The organism is Pseudomonas sp. TNT3, assembly GCF_010095445.2.
Taxonomy (GTDB): Bacteria; Pseudomonadota; Gammaproteobacteria; order Pseudomonadales; family Pseudomonadaceae; genus Aquipseudomonas.
Genome location: NZ_WFGV02000014.1, coordinates 1 through 20,210 on the forward strand (window position 1 = coordinate 1; position 20,210 = coordinate 20,210).

Genomic DNA, 20,210 nt, shown 5'->3' on the forward strand with positions numbered 1-20,210 from the left:
AAGGTGGCGCCGAGATTGCGCAGGGTCGAGTACGTGCCGCCCTGCCCGCTCGGGTCCTGATCCCGGGCCAGACGTGAACGGCTGACGCCGGCACTGGCATCCAGGGTCGGCATGCGCTCGGCATCGGCAGCATAAGCGGCGGCGCTGGCCTGGTGGGCGCGGGCGTCGGCGATCTGCATGTCAGGGCTGTCTTGCAGCGCTTCACGGATCAGGCCGTCCAGCTGCGGATCACCCAGGCTTTTCCACCAGTCGCTTTTCGGCCAGGCCGCCGGTGTCAGGGTAACGCCGCTCAGGGATTGGCCAGCCTTGAGGGTTTTCGCATCGAGGCTTTTGCCCTCGGTGGTCAGGCCGCTGTAGCTGGCGCAACCGGCCAGAGTCATGGCGGCGAACACTAAACCCAGATGCAGGCCCAGACCGGTACGCAAGGTTTTGCTGCTCATTTGTCACCAACCCGCAGCAAGGTGATCGAGTCACCGGCTGCCACCAGGATTTTCTTCAGGATCTGCTCCAGGGTGGCCAGCTCGTCCGGCGTAATAGCGCCGGCCAGCTCGTTCATGGCTTCAGCGCCGATATGTGGCAGGCGGTCGGCAAGGTGCTGACCTTCTTCAGTCAACACCAATTGCACCTGGCGGCGATCCGCTTCTGAACGTTGGCGAGCGAGGAAACCTTTCTGTTCCAGACGATCGAGCATGCGCGTCATCGAACCGCTGTCCAGGGACAGGTGGCGGCACAGCTCGGCCGGGGTATCGACGCCGAACTGGGCCATGATGATCAGCACCTTGAACTGCGCGGCAGTGATGCCGTGAGGTTCCATGTGGGTGTCGATGATCCGGTCCTTGAGCAGCGCGGCGCGCCCGAGCAGGAGCCCGAGGTGGCAATTCTTGAAGTCGTCCGGGGTGAAATGTTTCATCTGTCCACCAATTAGCTGCCTAGGCAGAGAATGTATGTCGAGATGTTACTGCCTAGGCAGCGAATGTCAACGCAATAGTTAGGATGCTTGGTATTAGGTTGATAAACGGTGCCTGATTTTGCGCTGAGCGGTCTGACGCCATCGCGGGCAAGCCCGCTCCCACAGGGATTACCTTGACCTGTGGGAGCGGGCTTGCCCGCGATGGGGACGACGCGATTTTCGAATGGAAAGCAGGCCTAGAAATCCCGCTTGTAGAAGATATCCAGCGAACTGGCGACGCCGCCCGCGGCTTCCAGATACACCTTCTTGCTCAGCTTGTAGCGCAGCGCAATGGTGTTGGCCGGCTCGAACACCCCCACCCCATAACGCAAGCTGAGTTTTTCCGAGATGTTGCCGCTGGCCACCACGGAGGTTTCATTGCCGCTGCCCTCGGTGTCGAGCTGGAAATCCTGGATGCCCAGGTTCTTCGCCAACCCGCTGGTCACACCCGAACTACCCATCAACCCCAAACCGAGGGCGGCCTGGGCGAGCATGTTGTTGTCTTCGCCGTTGGTGCTCAACGGACGGCCCAGCACCAGATAGGACAACGCCTGTTCCTGGCTCATGGCCGGTTCGGAGAAGATTTGCGTGGTCGGCTGCTCGGCGCTGCCGCTCAGGCGAATCCCGGCGATGATGTCATCGGTCTGGCGAATCGCTTCGATGTCCAGGTACGGTTGATCGATAGGACCGGCAAACAGCAAGCGCGCCCGGCGCACCGTCAAACGCTGACCGTAGGCACGGTAACGGCCGTCGTTGAGCCAGAGTTCGCCACGGGTGTCCATGTTGTCGCCGATGTGCACATGGCCTTGCAGGTTGGCCGTCAGTCCAAATCCGGCAAAGCTCAGTTTGTCCTCACCCACGACCACGTCGATGTCCATTTTCATGGCAATCGGCGGTTTCCCTTCTTCGGTTTGCTGCCCGACAATGACCGTGTCGTTGGAGACCTTGACCGTCGATGGCGGCAGTTCGCGCACGGTGATGTCGCCTTTGGGCACCAGTACCTTGCCGGCAATCGCCAGTTCATCGTCCTTCATCGAGATCTTCAGGTCCGGCGCCACTTCCAGCTTGGCGTAGGGTTCGACGGTCACCGGCAGTTGAGAGCCTTTGAGTGCCAGGTCCACCACCAGCGCCTGGCCCCACGCGATGTTGCCGTTCAGGCTGCCCTGCCCGGCCTTGCCGCTTTTCCAGCCACCGTTCACTTGCACGGTTTCGCCGGCGATGACGGCTTGCAGCTGCAACGCCTGAATCTCCATCGGCAGTTCCGGCCCGGACACTTCGCCATTGCTCAGCAGCAGATTGCCGTTGACCAGTGGCGCCATCAGCGTGCCTGCGATGGTCCCGCTACCATTCAGACGCCCCGTGAGTTTCTCGACCAAGGGCAAAAACGGTCGAGCCACGGACAAATCCAGACCATTCAGGCGGAAGTTGCCACTGAGCGGTTTGTTCGCCGGAATTGGATTGATCTGCGCCTGTACCCGCAATTCACCCAGCTTCTGACCGACGAAGTTGAGGTCGGTGTCGATGCGTTTTGGCGTGAGTTTGCTGGTGAGCAGCAAGGTCTGGTACGGGAAGTCCAGCCACTGGTCCTTCTCGCGCACACGCAGCGTGCCGCCGCTGGCATCAAGGGTGATCTGACCGTTCGGGCCGCTGGCAGGCAGGTCCAGTTGCAGGTCGGCGTTGAGCCGGCCTTTCCACGCAAAATCTTTCGGCAACCATTGAGCCAGGCTGTCGATCGGGAATTGCTTGAGGTGGTATCGCAGCTTCGGTTCCGGCATCAAGCGCTGGTCTTCACCGCACAAGCTGGCTTGGCCTGACATCCAGCAATGGGCGCCGAAATTGATTTTGCCATCGGCCAATCGCTCAAGCTTTGCCGGACCTTGCAGCTTCCAGTCCTGTCCGCCGGCCTGAATGTCTCCCCTGGCCAGGCGTCCACGCCAATTGCCTTTGTCCAGTGCGCCATCGAGGCCGAGCGCGAGTTTGAGCTGCGGCCCTTGCAAATCGAGGCTGAGCTTCTGGTTTTTGATATCGCCCTGGCCGCTGGCAGTCAACGTGCCCAACGAGGTATCGCCGGCTTGTATGCCACTGCCCTTCAGGTCAATTTTCGCCCGCTGTGCGCTGTCCAGCGTTGCGTCCAGATTGAGGCTTTGCAGGCGATTGTCCTGGAATGCCAGTTGGGTGCCTTGCAATCCGAGCTTGCCCTGGGGCGCCTTGAGCGTGCCGGCAACGTCGACCCGGCCATTGAGCTGGCCACGCAGTTGCGGCCACAGCTGGGCAAGACGCGGCATCTTGATATCGATCTGGCCGGCGAGTTTCTGATGCAGGCTGCCCTTGCCGTTGATGCTGTTGTCACCCAGGCGCACTTGCAGCGCGTTGAGGTTCCATTGCTCACCGCCGCCATCAGCCTTGGCCTGGATCACCGCCGGTTGCCCACGCAGTTTGCCCTTGAGGTCGAGATCCGCGTTCAGGCTGAGCTTTTCATTTTTCATTTCACCGGTGCTGCGCAACGGGCCGGCCAGGGTGCCTGGCAACTCCGCGACCCAATACGCCGGGTTGATCGCCGACAGGTCCAGCGCCGTGTCCCAGGCGATGCCATCGGCGAATTGCAGGTTCAGGTGACCTTCGGCCTTGCCCTGCCCGGCTTCGAGTTGAATCTGCTGCAGGTAGATTTTCGTCAGGTCGCCTGCGAACGGACTGCTCAAGCTGAATGCGCCTGCCGGACCATCCAGTGCGGCCTTGAAGTGGCCCAGGTATTTACCGTCGGTATAGGACACTTCGCCAGTGAAGCTGCGCAATGCGACTTCCGGCTCATCGATCAGCGGATAGAGACGATGCCAGGGGAAATCCACCCAGTCGACGGTCGCTTCGGCGCTCAGGCCTTTGCTCCAGTCGAGGTTGCCGGTGAGCTTGAGGCTTTGCTTGTCATTGGCGGTCAGATCCAGGCCAGCGATCTGCGCGCCATTCGCGTCGACCTTGCCCTGGAGCAACAACGCGACCGGGCCTTTCTCGGCCGGCAGGTTGGCTTTACCGAGCAACTGGTAACCGTTTTTCAAGTCGCCGGTGCCCGTGAGCTCCAATTGATTGAGTTGAAGGGTATCCGGCAGATCGGCACTGGGTTTGAAGCCGTCCGCGGTGATCCGAACCTTCGCGGGCAGGTTTTCCACCAACGGCTGCAACTCGCCGGTCAACTGCCCGTTGAGGTAACCGCTGCTGTCGGCCTTGAGGTTCAGGGTCTTCAGCAAATCGCCGTCGACGTTCAGGGCCAGCGCCCAAGGCCCGGTGCCGGGTGCCGGCAGTGTCAGCGTGCCTTCGGCCTTGAGCGGCCAGTTGCCCGTCGGTTGCAGCAGGCCGGACAGGTTCAGGCTGAGCTCGTCGCGCTGCAACTTTACCGAATCGATCTGTAGTCCTTGCGCGGTCCAGTGCGCCGCCAGTTGCAAGCCCTTGAGTTCTTCGCTGCCGTTGAACAGCAGGCTGCCGACCTTTACGTCACCCAGTTCGATGGCCAACGGCAGGCTCAAATCCGGAAGACTGATCGGCCCGCTGCTGGCTTCATCGGTGCCGGGTGGAAATTGCAGGCTGACCTGATCGGCTTGCAACTGGTCAATGCACAGGGTTCGGCGCAACAGGCATGAGGGCGACCAGGCGAAAATCGCTTTGCTCAACTCGACCCGACTGGTGTCCTGCTGCCAAACGAGATGGTCGGCGCTCCACTGCCCGCCCAGGCGACCCTGGAAATTGTCCACGGTCAGGCCCGGTACGAAACCCAGCGCCCAACGACTGCCCGCCGCCGTACCGAGCACCGTGGCCAGCGCCAGAACGACCAGCATCAGCAGGGTCAGAATGGCGAGCAGCGTTATTTTCAAACCACGATTCAAAGCTCAGGCCCCATGGAAAAGTGCAGTCGGATGCCGCCGGGGTCGTCCAGCGCGTGGGCCAGGTCGAGGCGGATCGGCCCTACCGGCGAGACCCAGCGCACGCCGATACCGACGCCGGTCTTGAGGCTCGGCAGTTCAAGGTTGTTGAAAGAGTTGCCTTGGTCGACGAAGGTCGCGACCCGCCATTTTTCGGCGACGGAATATTGGTATTCGGCGCTGGCACTGACCATGTAACGGCCACCGATGCGATCGCCTTCGGAGTTTTCCGGGGACAGACTCTGATAGTCGTAACCGCGCACGCTCTGATCGCCACCGGCGAAAAAGCGCAGTGACGGCGGAATCGATTTATAGCCATTGGTGGCGCTGCCGCCGACCTGCACCCGGCCGAGGAACCGGTGTTTGTCGAACACGGTGGTCAGGCCTTTGACCAGCGCGGTGCCATATAGGAGGTTGTTGTCGGACCCCAACCCTTCCTTGGCCACTTTGCTCTCGAACTGCAGGCGATAACCATTGTGCGGATCGATGCGGTTGTCGCTTTTCAGGTACGAATAACTGATACCGGGCATGAGCAAGGTGCTGAGTCCCGAGTCATCGCCCAGACGGTATTCCTCGCGTTGCCACTTGAGCGATACCACCCGCTGCCAACCGCTGGGCAACTTGCTGTGCCACTCAGGACCAATTGTCAGCAGTTTGCTGAGGGAGTCCTTGTCGGCAATTTCTTCGCTCTGGTAGCCACCGGCGAAACGCAGTTTGTCGGTGAGCGGCGGGTCCAGGGGAATGTCGTAGAAGATCCCGACGTTCTGCCGGGGCGCCGAGATTTCGGTCTCCCAGCCATAACTATGCCCTTGGGGATTGACCCAGTGGCGGGTCCAGTTGGCCTTGACCCGTGGACCGACGTCAGTGGAGTAGCCGAGGCCCAGGCCCATGGTCCGCGGCTTGCGAGTGTCGAGTTTGACGTCCACCGGGATCACATTGTTCTTGGATGCGGTGGGTGCCGCATCGACCCGGACGCTTTCGAAATAGCCGCTCGACTGCATGGCCTGGTTGAGTTCGGCGATCAGTTCGGAGTCGTAAGGCGCGCCTTCCTTGAACGGCACCATGCGCTTGAGCAAGTCTTCATCGAACGGCGTGTCGCCCTCGAAACTGACCTTGCCCAGCGAATAACGCGGGCCGCTTTCGTAGACCAGATCGATGTCTGCCACCCCGGCTCGCGGGTCGACCGATAACGTCTGGTGCGAGAAGTGACCACTGAAAAAACCGTAGCGCGAAGCCTGGTTCTGGATCAGTCGTTTGGCGTCTTCGTAGTGCCCATGATTGAGCACCGCGCCGGTTTTCAGCGCAGCACTCTTGGGCACCCGAAAGGATTTGAGCGAAGCGGCAGGCCCCTCGACACGCACCGTGACGTTGCGCAGATGGATCGGCTCGCCGGGGTCGATCGTGAGAATCAGGCGCGGCGACTTGCCGCCCTGCACGTCCGATTCGATCTGGGGCTGGTAATAACCCAAGGCCTGGGCAGCCTTGCGCGCCTGTTCCTCGGCACCGCGACTGAAGCGCAGCAAGGCTTCCTCGTCGCGATCGCCGAGGCTGCCGATATAGCCCTCTATATTGGCGTTCAGTTCATCGTTGGACGGTTTGATCCGCACATCCAATTCACTTTGCGCCAGCGCCGCGCAGCTGGATAACAGCATCAGCACGCCGCTGGTAATTCTTCCTGGAAACTTCATAGGCGCGGATGCTATCACGAGCTTGGGAGCGTGATAGAGCCTTGGGTGCGCGGAAAGTTCGACCTTTATGCGGTGGCGGTTTGCAGCACCTGCGGATTGGCGTGAAAAAACACGTGTTCGCGTACCGGCCCTACGGCCACTTCGCCGATTTCTTCATAACCCTGGCGTTTGTAGAACTCAAGGTAACGAGGATTGCCGGTGTCGAGGACCACACCCTGGGAATGCTCATCGACCGCGCACCAGTTGTGCACCGCTTGCAGCAGCTGTTCGCCGAAGTGCTTGCCTTGAAACTGCGGATGAATCCCCAGTAACGGCAGCAGGTGAACCGAGTCGGACGGCACGCAGGCCATGACTGCATCGTGGTATTCCAGATAACGACGGGTGCAGCGGAAACCGGTGCTGAGCACCATGCGCAGACGCCAGGCCCAGCTCTCCGTGATGCCCAGGCGACGTTGCGGCGGCGCGATCAGGGCAATGCCGATCAACCGGTCATTGACCAACAGGCCGATGGCCGGCAGGTCTTGAAGGAAATGCTGCTTGACCAGCTCACGCACCGTGGCGCGCACGCGCTGCTCATAGCCGGGACGCTCCGCTTCGAACAGATAGCTGAACGTTGGCTCATGTCGATAGGCCTGGTACAGCAACGAACGGGCTTCACGGGAATAGCCACTGTCGAGCATGTGGATATCGGCAATGGCGGTCGAGGTTTCGGGCATAACGGTCAATCTCCCCAGGGCGCCGCTCAAAATGGTGGCGCTCTTGTTATTACGAGCCTACATGGGTAGGCACAGTTCCTTGCTGACTGAAATCAGTGTCGACACGGGGCTGACATCGCTAGTAGTTATAGTCCAGGTTCTGGCGCGGTACTCAGAACCTGTAGACCTCCTGTAGGAGCAAAGCTTGTTCCGGGCAGCGTTCCGACGATAGCGCTGGGTCAGCGGCATCAACGGGATCTGACACACCGCGATCGTCGGAACGCCGCCCGGAACAAGCTTTGCTCCTACGGGCGGAAGTCGGCTAGCATCGCCCTTTTTGCCAGGACTGCCGACCATGAAGATCGTCTCCTTCAACATCAACGGGCTGCGTGCTCGCCCGCATCAGCTGGCGGCGCTGATAGAAAAGCATCAGCCCGATGTGATCGGACTGCAGGAAACCAAGGTGCACGACGACCAGTTCCCGCTCGCCGAGGTTCAAGCGCTGGGCTACCACGTGTATTTCCACGGTCAAAAAGGTCATTACGGCGTCGCCCTGCTCTCGCGCAAGGAACCCCTGGAACTGCACAAAGGTTTCACGACCGATGACGAAGACGCACAGCGTCGCTTCATCTGGGGCAAGTTCGCCGACGAAAATGGCGTACCGGTGACCATCATGAACGGTTACTTCCCACAGGGCGAAAGCCGCGATCACCCGACCAAATTCCCAGCCAAGGAACGCTTCTACAACGACTTGCAGCAATTGCTGGAAAGCCAGTTCAGCAACGACCAGCCAGTCGTGGTGATGGGCGACGTCAATATTTCTCCGGAAGATTGCGACATCGGCATCGGCCCGGACAACATGAAGCGCTGGCTGAAAACCGGCAAATGCAGCTTCCTGCCCGAAGAGCGCGAGTGGATGGCGCGCCTGAAGAACTGGGGTCTGGTGGACAGCTTCCGGCACCTGAACCCGGACGTGGCCGACCGTTTCAGCTGGTTCGACTACCGCAGTCGCGGGTTTGAAGACGAGCCCAAGCGCGGGCTGCGTATCGACTTGATCATGGCGTCCCATGGTTTGCTGCCACGGGTCAAGGATGCGGGCGTGGATTACGAACTGCGCGGGATGGAGAAACCCTCGGACCATGCGCCGATCTGGCTGGAATTGAGCTAAAAAAGCAAAAGATCGCAGCGTGCCGTGTAGTGGTTCAGTTTTTTTAAACCATCCTGTAGGAGCTGCGGCACGCTGCGATCTTTTGATCTGTCATCTTTGTGAAACCCTACTGACTTAATCTCCCGGCACCTCCTTTGGCTTATTAGGGTGCCGGCATGATGCTGCGCGTTTTGTACCTGTGGATACTGGGCGCCCTGGCGCCTGCGTCGGTGTTCGCCGCAGCGTTGCCGACACCTGAACACGGCCCGGCTTTGCGCATTCAGGGTTCCAACACCATTGGCGCAGCGCTGGGCCCGGCGCTGGTCGAAGGGCTCATGCGCGAACAGGGCCTGATCAAGGTTCATCGCGAAATGCCTGGCACCACCAATGAACTGCGCATCGCGGGCGAGACGGCGCAGGGGCGCCGGGTCGTGGTGGACATCGCCGCCCACGGTTCCAGCACCGGCTTCACCGCCTTGCAAGCGGGGACTGCCGACCTCGCCGCGTCCTCCCGTCCGATCAAGGACGGCGAGGTGTCCAACCTCCGCTCCCTGGGCGATTTGAAAAGCCCCGTCGCCGAGCAGGTCATTGCCATCGATGGCCTGGCGATCATCCTTCATCCCCACAACCCCCTGACCCAACTCAACACCGATCAACTGGCGCGAATCTTCAGCGGTGAAGCGAAAAGCTGGGAAGACGTCGGCGGTGTCGGCGGCACCATTCATCTGTATGCGCGGGATGATCAGTCGGGCACTTACGACACGTTCAAGGAGCTGGTCCTCAGTGGCCGTGGGAAAGCCCTGAGCGCCACCGCGAAACGCTTCGAATCCAGCGAACAGTTGTCCGACGCCGTCAGTCAGGACCCGCAAGCCATCGGTTTCATCGGCCTGCCCTATGTCCGAGAAGCGAAAGCCGTGGCCATTGCCGACGGCCCCTCCCAGGCCATGTTGCCGCTCAACAGTCTGGTCGCCACCGAAGACTATCCGCTGTCTCGTCGATTGTTCTTTTACCTGCCACCCAACGGTAAAAATCCCTGGGCAGATGCACTGGTGGCCTACACCCAAAGCAGCCAGGGTCAGGCAATTGTCGCTGCCAACGGTTTTATCGCCCAGACCGTCCAGGCGATGGCCGTTACGCCCAACGCGCTGATGCCCGAGGGTTACCAGGCGCTGAGCCGGCATGCCCAGCGCCTGACGGTGAATTTCCGCTTTGAAGAAGGCAGCGCAATGCTAGATAACAAAGCCCGGCAAGACCTGTCACGGGTGCTCGACTATATAAAGCAACGGGACAAAACCAATCGGCAGGTCACGCTGGTGGGGTTTGGCGATGCCAAGACTGATCCGGCACGTGCCGATCTGTTGTCGAAACTGCGGGCCATGGCGGTACGGCGGGAGTTGGTGAAGCGTGGCGTGGTGTTTCGCGAGATTCGTGGTTTTGGCGCCGAAATGCCGGTGGCGGCGAACAGCGCGGATGAGGGACGGATCAAGAATCGGCGGGTTGAGGTCTGGGTGTATTAAGGGTTTGAAGAGCAAGGCCAAAATTCGGCAGCCCCCCCTGTGGCGAGCGAGCTTGCTCGCGCTGGGCTGCGTAGCGGCCCCAAAAATTTTGCAGCCAATGCATTTTTGTGAGTGCTGCGCACTCAAGCGTCGGAACGCCGCCCGGAGCAAGCTCGCTCGCCACAAAATCACCACAAACTCATCACCCGGTCAGCGTGTCCTTTCAAGCGATGCGTAATCAGCCCAGCAGCTTCTCAAGCTGTGCGGTGGTGTCCACCGCGCCCATGGTCTTCGCAGCGTCCAGCGCGCAAACGCCATTGGCATCCTTGGCTTTCGGATCGGCACCTTTGCTGATCAGGTAGTCGACGATTTCCACGCGGTTGAACATCGCAGCCATCATCAGTGCCGTACGACCGTCGAAGGACGACCCTTCGACCTGTGCACCACTTTCTACCAACGCCTTGACCACCGGCAGGTCGCCCTTGAACGCTGCACCAGCGATCGGGCTCTGGCCGTTGTCGTTGCGGATTTCCGGGTCAGCCTTGTGCTCGAGCAGGACTTTTACCGTCTCCAGATGACCGTGGTACGCCGCCAGCATCAGCAAGGTATCGCCCTTGTGATTGCGCAGGTTCGGTGGCAGGCCTTTGGACAGCAGCGCAGCCATCATGGCCGCATCACCCTCACGTGCCTTGTTGAATACCTGCTCGGCAAATTCAGCGGCCTCTTCCGGGGTCATCTGACGGCTTTGGTCTGTCATGGGAAACTCCACTTCTGTGTCATCGCAAAAGGGCGACAGTTTCCGGAGCAGGCTGGAAACTGTCACTTCTTTTTTCTCATCAAGGGTCATAGCCACATTCAATAACGGTATTTGCCGTCATGAATCTCAGCCAGCACCTCTTCAGTCACTTGCACGTAGGTGTGAGTTCCCGGCAGCCAGGCATAAATGGGATCGTCGCCGGTTTTTCCAGGATCAAAACCTTCGTCCTTGAGTCGAGTCTTCTGGTACTTGAAGGTCCCGGTGGTCTCCATCTTCACTTTCACTCGCAGAAACAACGGCACCGCGTACGCCGGCATTTGCTCGCGGGCAAAGGTCAGCAGTTCGCTGAAATCCAGGGTGGCCAACGACTCGGCCGGGGTAATCGCCGCCATACCGGCGCGACCGTTGGTGTTGCGCACTTCCACTCCGTAGGCCACGGCCTCAGAAATATTCAGGTGCTGCAGCAGGATGTTTTCGACTTCAGTGGTCGAGACGTTTTCGCCCTTCCAGCGGTACGTGTCGCCCAGCCGATCGACAAACTGCGCATGACCAAAGCCGATGTTGCGCAGCAGGTCACCGGTATTGAAGTAACGGTCACCCTTCTCGAACACGTCGTGCAACACGACCTTCTCGGTTTTCTGCGGATCGGTGTAGCCGTCCAGTGGCGCTTTTTCATCAATCTTCGCCAACAGCAACCCCTGCTCGCCTTTGCCAACTTTGCGCATGAACCCCTTGGCATCGCGAATCGGTTGTCCGCTGTCATGGTCGTACGCCGCCAACTCCCACGACATCAGGGAAAAACCGACGGTGTTGTCGAAGTTGAGAATATTGGTGAAGCCGATGTTGCCGTCGCTGGCGGCATACAGCTCGCAGATGTGATCCACCGCAAAGCGGGTTTTGAAGGCGGCCCACGCGCCAGGTCGCAGGCCGTTGCCGATCATTTTCGTGACTCGGTGCTGGTTGTCCTCGGCACTCGGTGGCTGGTCCACGAGGTAGCGGCACAGCTCGCCGACATATCCGAGCGTGGTTGCGCGGTACTTGCGCACATCGCTCCAGAACTGACTGGCGCTGAACTTGCGGCGGATGGCGAACCCCGAGGCGCCGCTGATGGCCGAACCCCAGCACACGCACAGCCCCGTGGCGTGATACAGCGGCAGGGTGCAATAGACGACATCATCCGGCCCCATGTTCAGGGCGATCATGCCGAAGCTGGCCGAACTGCGCATCCAGCGCCCGTGCTTGAACACCCCGGCCTTGGGCAATCCCGTGGTGCCTGAGGTGTAGATGTAGAAACAAGGGTCGTCGAAAAATATCTGCTGACTGCTGGCGGGATTGCCATCCGGGCTGTCGGCTGTGGCGGTCATCAAGTTGATGAAACCCTCGGGGGCATCGCCGGGATGGCCGATGGCGGCTCGTTCTGCAACGAACCAGGTGCGGCTCGCCTCTATCGCCACACGCTCGCGAACAGCGGAGAACGCCGGGACCAACTCTTGACCGACGATGATTGCCGCCGGCGAAACCAGGTTCAGGCTGTGGGCCAGGGTGTCGCGGGTTTGCGAGGTGTTGAGCAATGCACTGATGGCACCGGTCTTGGCCACCGCCAGGATGGTGACCAGCAGTTCCGGGCGGTTTTCGATGAACACCGCCACCACGTCGCCCTTGCGGATGCCTTGTGCCGTCAGGTGATGGGCGATTCGATTGGCCCACTGGTTGACTTGCGCGTAGCTCAACACCACATCGTCCTGCAGCAATGCCGGGCCGTCGGGGTTACGCAGGGTTGCCTGTTCAAAACTCCAGCCCAGACCGCACGATTGGGTCGGGTCCGTGACGTTGGCAGCTTTCATGCCCTTGACCACGCGAGGAATGGCTCTGGCGATGGAGGGCAGCTTGCGGAGCATCATGCTCCAGGTAATCGTGTCGTTCTGCGTGCGGCTCATAGTTGCTCCCGTTCGATCTTTTTATTGTCGGGTGGCGATGTCTGAGGCCGAAAGTACGTCAGCCGTTCCTGAGCTGTACACGCGGTTTTTGAAATGTTTTGTATCCGCGAAAACCAGGGGTGGAAACGAGAGCACGGGTTTAGCGAATGGTTCCGTAGAAACCTCCCCAACCACGCAAAATGCAGGATGCACGATGGCCATTCATGCACATTGCACGAAAGCAAAAAACGCTTAAAAATGCAAACTATTGATTTATATGGGTTTTTTATTTTTCAAATGCTGGCACAAAGGCTGCAACTACCTCTCCATGCTTGCCAACCAAGTGCTAACGGAGCTGATAGACATGAGCCTGATCCAAGAAAAATTTACCTCCCTGTTCTCCAACTTCGAAGTCAACACCCAGCCTCGTCCTGACGGTGGCATCCTGCTGACGCTGCGCAGTCAGGAAGGCAAAGTCTTCAAGCGTTCGATTTCCTACCAGCAGTTGCACGCCGGCGATCAGTTGTCGTGGGTAATCAGTGCCATTCGCCGCGACCTGGCTGAACAAGCCAGCGAGCTGCCACAGATTTCCATGCTGCAAAGCCAGCAACGGTTCGCTCTGCCGACTTATCACTCGGCGTAAATCGCTGCAGGGCTACAAACAAACAGGCCGTGAGAGCTTTCGCTTCACGGCCTGAATTGTTTCTGGGGTAGGTCCTCGATCGCCCGATCCCCTGCCTATCTGGTGTGGGGCCGGGCTTGCTCGCGATAGCGGTCTGTCAGTCAATACTGATTTGTCTGCCAGGCCGCATCGGCTCAGTCATCAAGACCCGGGAATCGGCTGGCGATGTCTTCGCCAGTGAACTTCGCGGGCGAGCCGTCAGAACGACTGATCATTCGGATCGTAATGAAATGCGGATGCTCGCCCATGTCGAAACAATGCCGGATGCCGGCGGGCACTGTGATCAGGTCATTCTTTTCGCAGAGCACTGCATAGACGTAATCGTCGATGTGCAGGTTGAACAAGCCACTTCCCGCCACGAATAACCGGACTTGCTCCTCGCCGTTACAGCGCTCGTCAAGCAGTTCTGCGCGCAGCTCGGCTTTTTGCGGGTGGTCGCTGTTCAAGCTGATGACATCGACGGTGACGTACCCGCGTTCGGTCATTAACTGGTCGATCTGTTCCTGGTAGGCGCCGATCAGGTCTTCCTGACTGGCACCGGGCTGGATTTTTGCCGCTGCGTGCCAGCGGTCAAATCGCACGCCCTGTTCGGCCAGGGTCGAGGCAATGTCTTCTAAATGGGTCAGCACCTTGTTGGGAATGTCAGGGCTTGAGACGTGGTAGACGGACAGGCTGCTCATCAGGCAACTCCTTAACGGTTCATTCTTTACAGGTTCGAGCGCGAGCGCGAGCGCGGCGTCATCTCGCATTCGAACAAAAATTCAGCGGCGTCGGACTGCGCTCATGGCCGGTCCTCTTGCATGCGAACGGCAATGATAACGGCAGCCGCGAGGGCCGCGATGCTTGCAATACTAAAGGTCAACTGTGAGCCAAGGGCGTTCCAGCTGTAGCCAGAATACAGGGCGCCCAATGCGCCACCCGTGCCGGCCAACGCGGCGTACAACGCCTGGCCCTGCCCTTGCTGGCGTGCACCGAAGCTACGTTGTACGAACTGGATGGCCGCCGCGTGAAAGCTGCCGAAAGTGGCCGCGTGCAGTACCTGGGCAAACAGCAGCACCCAGAGGTATTCGGCAAAGGTGCCGAGCAACAACCAGCGCAGCGCGGCCAGGAGGAAACTCGCCATCAGTACCCGGCGCACCGAGAACCGCGCAAGAATCCTGCTCATGGCCAGGAACATCAAAACTTCGGCGACGACGCCCACGGCCCAGAGCATACCGATCAGGCCACGGGTGTAGCCGAGGCGTTCCAGGTGCAGTGTCAGAAAGGTGTAATACGGGCCGTGGCTCATCTGCATCAGCGCCACGCAACCGTAGAAAGCCAGCACGCCTGGACTGCGAAGTTGCCTCAGAAAGCCGTCCCCGGCGATCCGCTCAGTCTGCACCGGCTGGGCGTTTGGCACCCACAGGCTGCTGACGACGATGCCTGCCATGATCAAAACCAGCGCCGTCGGGTAGATGTCCAGGCTCAGCCATTCAAACAGCCGGCCCAGCGCGACGACTGTAATGATGAAACCGATGGAGCCCCACAAGCGGATCTGACTGTAGCGCGACGTCTGCCCTTTCAAATGCGCCAGGGTAATGACTTCGAACTGCGGCAACACGGCGTGCCAGAAGAACGCATGCAAGGCCATGACCATCGCCAGCCAGGCGTAGGTCTTGCTGACGAAAATCAGCGAAAAGGTGAGCAGCGTGCAGACCGCGCCGAAACGCACGATGGCCAGCCGGCGGCCGGTGTAATCACCGAGCCAGCCCCAGATATTCGGCGCCACGCAGCGCATCAGCATCGGTATCGCTACCAGTTCACCGATGCGCGCGCTGGAAAAACCCAGGTGATCGAAGTACAGCGCCAGAAACGGCGCCGTCGAACCGAGCAAGGCGAAATAGAACAGATAGAAACTGGAGAGCCGCCAGTACGGGAGCGTCGCCACGGTCGTCAGACCGCAGCGACCGAGAGGTCAGCCATTAAAGCTGACCCAGCACCGGCGTGCTCACGCGCACATCGGCATTCTGCCCACGATGACGCAGCAGGTGATCCATCAGCACGATGGCCATCATCGCTTCGGCGATGGGCGTGGCGCGGATGCCGACACACGGGTCGTGGCGGCCCTTGGTGATGACGTCAACCGGATTGCCATGCACGTCGATCGAACGGCCCGGCGTGGTGATACTGGATGTAGGTTTGAGCGCCAGGTGCGCGATGATTGGCTGACCGGACGAGATGCCGCCCAGAATGCCGCCCGCGTTGTTGCTGAGGAAACCTTGCGGGGTCATCTCATCGCGGTGTTCGGTGCCGCGTTGAGCGACGCTGGCGAAACCGGCGCCGATTTCCACGCCTTTGACGGCGTTGATGCTCATCAACGCATGGGCCAGCTCGGCGTCGAGACGGTCGAAGATCGGCTCGCCAAGACCCGGCATGACGCCTTCAGCAACCACGGTGATCTTCGCACCGACCGAATCCTGATCCCGGCGCAACTGGTCCATGTACGCCTCGAGCTCCGGGACCTTGTCCGGATCGGGGCTGAAGAACGCGTTCTCTTCCACGCAATCCCAGGTCTTGAACGGGATTTCAATCGGGCCGAGCTGGCTCATGTAGCCACGAATGACAATGCCCTGGGTGGCCAGGTACTTCTTGGCAATCGCGCCGGCCGCAACACGCATGGCGGTTTCCCGCGCCGAACTGCGACCGCCGCCGCGGTAATCGCGCTCGCCGTATTTGTGGTGGTAGGTGTAATCAGCGTGAGCCGGGCGGAACAGGTCCTTGATCGCCGAGTAGTCCTTGGACTTCTGGTCGGTGTTACGGATCAACAGGCCAATGGCGCACCCGGTGGTGCGACCCTCGAACACGCCGGAGAGGATTTCGACTTCGTCGGCTTCCTGGCGCTGGGTGGTGTGGCGGCTGGTGCCGGGCTTGCGGCGATCGAGGTCGCGCTGCAAATCCTCGAGGGAAATCTCCAGACCCGGCGGGCAGCCGTCGACAATGGCGACCAACGCCGGACCATGGCTTTCGCCAGCGGTGGTGACAGTGAACAGCTTGCCGTAGGTATTGCCGGACATGCAGGACGCTCCGTGAAATGAACCTGAATACGTAATGCGCGCCAGTATACGCAGGCTACCCAAGTAGTTCATCCTCGAACCTTATGGGTGCCCGCGAGTCCAACCGGCATCTTCGTGAATGATGGCGTGATGATGCTGCGAGTTCTAGCCTTGAGTCTTACCTTGTTTACCGGCTTTGCCCAGGCCACTGTCCTGCAACGCCCGATCACTCTCGACACCGGCCACGGCGAGCTTTTCGGCTCGCTGCTGCTGCCCAAATCCGACACGCCCGTGCCCGTCGTCCTGATTATTTCCGGCTCCGGTCCGACGGATCGCGACGGCAATAATCCCGACGGTGGGCGTAACGACAGCCTCAAACGCCTGGCCTGGGTGCTCGCCAAGCACAACATTGCCAGCGTGCGTTACGACAAGCGCGGCGTGGCAGCGAGTCTGGCCGCCGCCCCTGACGAACGTAATCTGTCAGTGGAAGGCTATGTGTCCGACGCGCAAGCGTGGGGCCAGAAACTTAAAGCCGACCCTCGATTCGGCCAGTTGATCCTGCTGGGACACAGCGAAGGTGCGTTGATCGCCACCCTCGCCGCGCCGAGCGTTGATGCGGCAGCGGTGATTTCCATGTCCGGCAGCGCTCGCCCGATTGACCAGGTATTGCGCCAGCAACTGAGCAATCGCCTGCCGCCTCCGTTGATGCTGCGCGCCAATGAATTGCTCGACAGCCTCAAGGCCGGCCAGACCGACGACAACGTGCCGCCGCAACTGCAGGTGATTTTCCGCCCGAGCGTCCAGCCGTATCTGATTTCGCTGTTCCGCCAGGACCCGGCGGCGGCTTTCGCCAAACTCAAAATGCCGGCGTTGATCATTCAGGGCAGCAACGACATTCAAGTGGGTGTCGGCGACGCCAGGCTGCTCAAGGCGGCCAAACCGGACGCTGAACTGGCGTTGATTGAAGGCATGAACCACGTGATGCGCATCGTGCCCAACGATGTAAAACGGCAGTTGGCCTCTTACAAAGACCCGCAGTTGCCGTTGGCCGCCGAACTGGGCGCACGAATCCTCGGGTTTATTGACGGACTTCGCACCAGTTAAGCTCTTTTTGTCCTCCAGTCCTGACAAAAACGGCCGATAAGCCTTTGTCGCCAGCGCCAAGACTGGCGACAAGCAGAGCTTGGACAGGATCTCGCCGTTATGACCGACAACCCGACTTCACCCGACACCCCTGCTGAACAAGAGGCACCGCCGGCGGTTGAGCTGCCGTGGGCGGATGTGCACGTCGAGCACCAGAAAATGCTCCGCCTGGCGCCGTTGCAGACCGATCGCAACACCGGTGGACGCCCGCTGCGCTTTGTCGAATTCGGTTACGCCGAACGCCACGACAAGGAGCGCAGCCTGATGCGCATGACCATCACCCTGCCCGGTCAGCGCGTGCGCAAGGAACAGAATCATCTGGATGTGTGGGTCGATCACGTCGACAAAACCGTGGGTTTCGGGCCGGACAGCGGCTTGCAGATTGAACCGATGAACCGTGGCATCGGCCGTTTCATGGCCGCCCACGCAATTAACTGGGCCAAAAAACGCTGGTCTGGCTACACCGTCGAAGGCTCGGACCTGAACAACAAGGACGCGTTGAACGAAGACACTCGCTTGCGTCGCGACCACTTTCTGAAGAGCCACGGTTTTGAAGTGGTGTACGCCGATGCCCAGCATCTAAAGGGCAGCGTCAAAGACGCGCGGGTCGGTGACCTGAAAGCAGACTGGAACCGCGAAAAGCTTCAGGTGGTGGAAATTATCGAAGCGGCGCACATGCTTCAGCAAGCCGAGCACAACCTGGCCGAGCAGGAAGTGAAACTCAAGAAACACGAAGAAAAAGTCAGCAAGTACATGCGTGAAGACGCGGCGCTGCGGTTCACCATTACGTGTTTGGTGGCGTTCGCGATGTTTCAGGCGGGGTTGTTGATCTGGATTGCTACGCAGCGGTGATGAATTTTTTGGCGTGCAGGTTTTTTGCGGCACGTGGGTTCTGTGGCAAGGGGATTTCGTGGCGAGGGGATTTATCCCCGTTGGGTCGCGTAGCGGCCCCCTTATCCCTGAAGGGACTGCTTCGCAGTCCAACGGGGATAAATCCCCTCCTACTCGCCACGAAACCTGCTCACCACAAAACCTGCTCACCCATTAATCAAAGTCAGACGCGGGAGGCGAACACTGCCTGATGATTGCGGCACTGCTCTGCCGTCAGCATGAACACCCCATGCCCACCGCGTTCGAAATCAAGCCAGGCAAAATCGACTTCCGGGTACAGTGCCTCGACGTGAACCTGGCTGTTACCCACCTCGACAATCAGCAAACCCTTCTCGGTCAGATGATTCGCGGCTTCGGCGAGCATGCGACGTACCAGGTTCAAACCATCGTCACCGCAGGCCAGGCCCAGTTCCGGTTCGTGCTGGTACTCGTCCGGCATGTCGGCAAAATCCTCCGCATCGACGTAAGGCGGGTTTGACACGATCAGGTCGAAACGCTGACCCGGCAACCCGTCAAAACCATCGCCCTGCACCGTGTACACACGTTCATCCACGCCATGACGCTCAATGTTCTGGTTGGCGACTTCAAGCGCTTCGAAAGACAGATCGGCCAATACCACTTCGGCGTTCTGGAATTCATACGCACAGGCGATGCCGATGCAGCCGGAGCCGGTGCACAGGTCCAGAATGCGTGCGGGCTCGGCGGCCAGCCAGGGTTCGAAACGTTTTTCGATCAGCTCGCCAATCGGCGAACGGGGGATCAACACGCGTTCGTCGACGATGAACGACATGCCGCAGAACCAGGCCTCGCCCAGCAGGTAGGCGGTCGGTATGCGCTCTTCGATACGACGCTTGAGTAAACGCTGCAGGTTGACCAACTCATCGTCTTCCAGCGCGCAATCAAGGTAGCTATCAGCCATTTCCCACGGCAAGTGCAAGGCACCCAACACCAGTTGACGGGCTTCGTCCCAGGCGTTGTCGGTCCCATGGCCGAAAAAAAGATCCTCCCCATGGAAGCGGCTGACGGCCCAACGAATATGGTCTCGCAGGGTACGAAGTCGGGAAGTGATCACGGGGGCAAACTCCAGAAAAAACGACTGGCGATTCTACCAGCCAAAACGCATCACGACGACGCCGTAAAAATACAGGGGCAGTTGTAGGATATTTCTGTTTTTCTGGTCTGCTATTGAACAATACGAGCCACTTGACAAGGCTGCGAGCCAATAACGACGGCCTCTACGATGGTAGCGATTCACAGAAGCGCTCAGCCAGAGGACAATGTCGCAAAAGCCCCACCCGAAGGAGCCCCAGAATGTCCGTTCCAAAAACGATGTTTCAACTCAGCGGCCGCGGTTATGCAGCAGCCAATCTGAGTCACGCGACGCTTGTGATCATCGATGCCCAGAAAGAATACCTCAGTGGCCCGTTGGCCCTGGTCGGCATGGATGCTGCCGTCGCGAACATCAAGCAACTGGTCGCCGCTGCCCGTGCAGCCGGTCGGCCGATCGTGCATGTCCGCCATCTCGGCACTGTCGGTGGGTTGTTCGACCCGCAGGGCGAGCGCGGCGAGTTCATCCCCGGGCTGGAGCCACAGGCCGACGAAACGATCATCGGCAAATTGCTGCCAAGTGCCTTCCACGGTACGGAACTGCTGGATCGCCTGCAGAACCTGGGGTCGCTGGACCTGATCGTCTGCGGCTTCATGAGTCACTCGAGTGTGAGCACTACCGTACGTGCGGCGAAAAACCTGGGCTTTCGTTGTACCCTCGTTGAAGACGCCTGCGCCACCCGTGATCTACCCTACAAGGGAGGAGTGCTCAGCGCCGAACATGTGCAGCAGACCGAGATGGCGATCATGGCGGACAACTTCGCCACCCTCGCGCTGACGCACGAACTGATTTGATCCA

The 20,210-nt window shown here is 59.8% G+C and carries 17 protein-coding genes; 6 read left to right on the plus strand and 11 right to left on the minus strand.

Features of this window, described 5'->3' with window-relative positions:
- The 5 genes from GBC55_RS10815 to GBC55_RS10835 all read right to left on the minus strand — a co-directional run.
- Positions 1–440, minus strand: a 440-nt coding sequence (locus tag GBC55_RS10815; protein WP_247266896.1) for a TolC family protein, incomplete at its 3' end; no start/stop codon positions are given.
- Positions 437–910 carry a MarR family transcriptional regulator gene (locus tag GBC55_RS10820; RefSeq protein WP_162437466.1) on the minus strand — a complete coding sequence of 158 codons (474 nt, stop codon included), beginning with the start codon at positions 908–910 and terminating at the stop codon, positions 437–439. The genes GBC55_RS10820 and GBC55_RS10815, both read right to left, overlap by 4 nt.
- Positions 911–1,146: 236 nt before the next feature.
- Complete coding sequence (locus GBC55_RS10825) at positions 1,147–4,821, minus strand: translocation/assembly module TamB domain-containing protein (RefSeq protein ID WP_162437467.1); 3,675 nt, start codon at positions 4,819–4,821, stop codon at positions 1,147–1,149.
- Positions 4,818–6,545: an autotransporter assembly complex family protein gene (locus GBC55_RS10830; RefSeq protein WP_162437468.1), complete on the minus strand. Its 1,728-nt coding sequence runs from the start codon at positions 6,543–6,545 to the stop codon at positions 4,818–4,820. Before GBC55_RS10830 ends, GBC55_RS10825 begins: the two co-directional genes overlap by 4 nt.
- A 65-nt stretch (positions 6,546–6,610) precedes the next feature.
- Positions 6,611–7,261, minus strand: a complete 651-nt coding sequence (locus tag GBC55_RS10835; RefSeq protein WP_162437469.1) for a GNAT family N-acetyltransferase — start codon at positions 7,259–7,261, stop codon at positions 6,611–6,613.
- A gap of 334 nt (positions 7,262–7,595) precedes the next feature.
- Between GBC55_RS10835 and xthA the strand changes: the two genes are divergently transcribed.
- Together xthA and GBC55_RS10845 are read left to right on the plus strand one after the other, a co-directional pair.
- Entirely contained in the window at positions 7,596–8,408 is an 813-nt protein-coding gene (gene xthA, locus GBC55_RS10840; protein WP_162437470.1) for an exodeoxyribonuclease III, read from the plus strand.
- 155 nt (positions 8,409–8,563) lie between these two features.
- Positions 8,564–9,904: a phosphate ABC transporter substrate-binding/OmpA family protein gene (locus GBC55_RS10845; protein ID WP_162437471.1), complete on the plus strand. Its 1,341-nt coding sequence runs from the start codon at positions 8,564–8,566 to the stop codon at positions 9,902–9,904.
- 217 nt (positions 9,905–10,121) lie between these two features.
- On the opposite strand, the gene GBC55_RS10850 is transcribed toward GBC55_RS10845, so the two are convergent.
- Positions 10,122–10,640, minus strand: coding sequence for an ankyrin repeat domain-containing protein (locus GBC55_RS10850; RefSeq protein ID WP_162437472.1), 519 nt, complete (start codon positions 10,638–10,640; stop codon positions 10,122–10,124).
- Between the two features lie 98 nt (positions 10,641–10,738).
- Entirely contained in the window at positions 10,739–12,577 is a 1,839-nt protein-coding gene (locus GBC55_RS10855) for a long-chain-acyl-CoA synthetase (RefSeq protein WP_162437473.1), read from the minus strand.
- A gap of 343 nt (positions 12,578–12,920) precedes the next feature.
- On the opposite strand from GBC55_RS10855, the gene GBC55_RS10860 reads away from it, so the two are divergent.
- On the plus strand, positions 12,921–13,199 hold the full coding sequence (locus GBC55_RS10860) for a DUF3509 domain-containing protein (protein WP_045059161.1): 279 nt from the start codon (positions 12,921–12,923) through the stop codon (positions 13,197–13,199).
- Between the two features lie 173 nt (positions 13,200–13,372).
- Here the strand turns inward: GBC55_RS10860 and GBC55_RS10865 are convergent, their stop codons facing one another.
- The 3 genes from GBC55_RS10865 to aroC all read right to left on the minus strand — a co-directional run bounded on the left by GBC55_RS10865 (position 13,373) and on the right by aroC (position 16,291).
- Entirely contained in the window at positions 13,373–13,918 is a 546-nt protein-coding gene (locus tag GBC55_RS10865; RefSeq protein WP_162437474.1) for an acireductone dioxygenase, read from the minus strand.
- 101 nt (positions 13,919–14,019) lie between these two features.
- Positions 14,020–15,165, minus strand: coding sequence for an MFS transporter (locus GBC55_RS10870; protein WP_162437475.1), 1,146 nt, complete (start codon positions 15,163–15,165; stop codon positions 14,020–14,022).
- Positions 15,166–15,199: 34 nt separating this feature from the next.
- A complete protein-coding gene (gene aroC / locus GBC55_RS10875; RefSeq protein ID WP_162437476.1) occupies positions 15,200–16,291 on the minus strand; it encodes a chorismate synthase in 1,092 nt (363 codons plus the stop codon).
- 129 nt (positions 16,292–16,420) lie between these two features.
- Here aroC and GBC55_RS10880 point away from each other — a divergent pair, with 129 nt between their 5' ends.
- Both GBC55_RS10880 and GBC55_RS10885 read left to right on the plus strand, forming a co-directional pair.
- Positions 16,421–17,374, plus strand: coding sequence for an alpha/beta fold hydrolase (locus GBC55_RS10880; RefSeq protein WP_162437569.1), 954 nt, complete (start codon positions 16,421–16,423; stop codon positions 17,372–17,374).
- A gap of 99 nt (positions 17,375–17,473) precedes the next feature.
- Positions 17,474–18,265 carry a hypothetical protein gene (locus tag GBC55_RS10885; RefSeq protein ID WP_162437477.1) on the plus strand — a complete coding sequence of 264 codons (792 nt, stop codon included), beginning with the start codon at positions 17,474–17,476 and terminating at the stop codon, positions 18,263–18,265.
- A 202-nt stretch (positions 18,266–18,467) separates the two neighbouring features.
- Here GBC55_RS10885 and prmB read toward each other — a convergent pair whose 3' ends face one another.
- Entirely contained in the window at positions 18,468–19,376 is a 909-nt protein-coding gene (gene prmB / locus GBC55_RS10890; protein WP_162437478.1) for a 50S ribosomal protein L3 N(5)-glutamine methyltransferase, read from the minus strand.
- Positions 19,377–19,615: 239 nt separating this feature from the next.
- Between prmB and GBC55_RS10895 the strand changes: the two genes are divergently transcribed.
- Positions 19,616–20,206 carry a cysteine hydrolase family protein gene (locus GBC55_RS10895; RefSeq protein ID WP_162437479.1) on the plus strand — a complete coding sequence of 197 codons (591 nt, stop codon included), beginning with the start codon at positions 19,616–19,618 and terminating at the stop codon, positions 20,204–20,206.
- Positions 20,207–20,210: the final 4 nt, after the last annotated feature.